We start from the raw sequence: 1,966 nt of genomic DNA, 5'->3' as shown, positions 1-1,966 counted from the left end.
CGACGTCGCCGCCGACGCCGCGCCGGTGGACGGCGCGCTGGCGCTCGAGGCTGCGCCGGCTGGGGCGCCGCGCGCGCTGGTGCGGACGCTGCTCGCGGTGGCGTTCGGGACGGCGGTCGCGTCGTTCGTCTACGAGATCGCGTGGATCCGCATGCTGTCGCTGGTCGTCGGCAGCGCCACGCACTCGTTCGAGCTGATGCTGTCGGCGTTCATCCTCGGGCTCGCGCTCGGCGCGTGGTGGATCCGCGGGCGCGCCGACCGACTGGAGGACCCGCTGCACACGCTCGGCGTCGTGCAGTGGGTGATGGGGAGCCTCGCGGTGGCCACGCTGCCCGTGTACGTGGCGACCTTCCACGCCATGGCCGGGCTGCTCAACGCGCTCGACCTGAACGAGGGGGGATACCGCATCTTCACGGCGGCGCGCTACCTCCTTTGCCTGGCGGTGATGCTGCCGGCGACCTTCTGCGCCGGCGTGACGCTGCCGCTGATCACGCGCATCCTCATGGCGCGCGGCGCGGGCGAGCGGGCGATCGGGCAGGTGTACGCCGTCAACACGCTCGGCTCGATCCTCGGCGCGGCGGCGGCGGGGCTGGTGCTGATGCCGCTGCTCGGGCTCAAGTGGCTGCTCGTCGCCGGCGCCCTGATCGACGTCGCGCTCGGGCTCTGGCTGCTGGCGCGGCGCGGCGCGCTGGCCGCCGACGGCGCCGCGGCGCCCCCCGAGCCGGCGCGCCGCCCGGCGTGGATCGCGCGCACGGCACGCGCCGGGCAGGGCGCGCTGGTGCCGACCGTCGTCGTGGGGCTCGGCGTGCTCCTGCTGGTGGCGGCGATGACCCCGTTCCACGCCGCGACGCTGACGAGCGGCGTGTACCGCTACGCCAAGGTGTCGGACCCGCGCGGCTACGAGGTGCCGTTCTACCGCGACGGGCGCACGGCGACGGTGAGCGTGCGCCGCGCGCTCGGCACGCAGATGCTGACGCTCGCCACCAACGGCAAGCCCGACGCGTCGCTGTCGCTCGGCTGGATCAGGCCCGCGCCGTCGGACACGCTGCGCCGCGCGCTGGCCGGCGACCAGGTGACGCAGGCGCTGCTGCCGCTGCTCACGCTCGCGCACCACCCGCGGGCGGCGACGGCGGCGGTCATCGGGCAGGGGTCGGGGATGACGTCGCACCTGCTCCTCGGCAGCCCGCACCTGCGCGCGCTGTCGACGATCGACATCGAGCCCGAGATGATCGCCGGGTCGCGCGCCTTCTACCCCGCCAACCGCCGCGTCTTCGACGACCCGCGGGCGACGTTCGTGGTGGACGACGCGAAGGCGTTCTTCGCCAGCGCCCGGCGCACCTTCGACGTGATCGTGTCGGAGCCGAGCAACCCGTGGGTGAGCGGCGTCTCGGGGCTGTTCACCGACGAGTTCTACGCGCGGGTGCGCACCTACCTCGCGCCGGGCGGCGTGTTCGGGCAGTGGCTGCACCTGTACGAGATCGACGACGGGCTGGTGCTGACGGTGCTCGCCGCGCTGCACCGGAACTTCGCGGCCTACGAGATCTACGCTGTGTCGGGGTCGGACATCTTCGTGGTGGCGACCAACGACCGCGCGGTGCGCGCCGCCGACTGGTCGGTGGTCGACATGCCCGAGGTGGCGCGCGACCTCCGGCGCACGCTCCCGCTCGACCCGGGGACGCTGGGCGCGCTGCGGCTGCTCGACCGCGCGGCGCTGGCGCCGGTGCTCGACGCGTGGCCGCGCGCCAACTCCGACTTCCACCCGCTGCTCGACCTGGGCGCCGAGCGCACGCGGTTCCTGCGCGAGTCGGCGGGCGGGTTCCGCGGGCTGCAGACGTCGCGCTTCGACCTCGTGGCGGCGCTGCGCGGGTGGCGGTACGGCTTCGCCGACGCGCCGGTGGCGCCGCCGGCGACGCCGCGGCCGACCGCGCGCGCCTCGGGCGGGCCGCTGCGCGAGGCGTGGCTCGCG

The 1,966-nt window shown here is 75.4% G+C and carries 1 protein-coding gene; it reads left to right on the top strand.

The genetic code is table 11. From position 1 onward, the window contains the following. Positions 1-1,966, top strand: a 1,966-nt coding sequence (locus PYV61_RS24770; RefSeq protein ID WP_275836553.1) for a fused MFS/spermidine synthase, incomplete at both ends; no start/stop codon positions are given.

It is taken from the genome of Roseisolibacter sp. H3M3-2, assembly GCF_029211165.1.
Classification (GTDB): domain Bacteria; phylum Gemmatimonadota; class Gemmatimonadetes; order Gemmatimonadales; family Gemmatimonadaceae; genus Roseisolibacter.
This window is presented reverse-complemented; position numbering and strand designations above follow the sequence as displayed.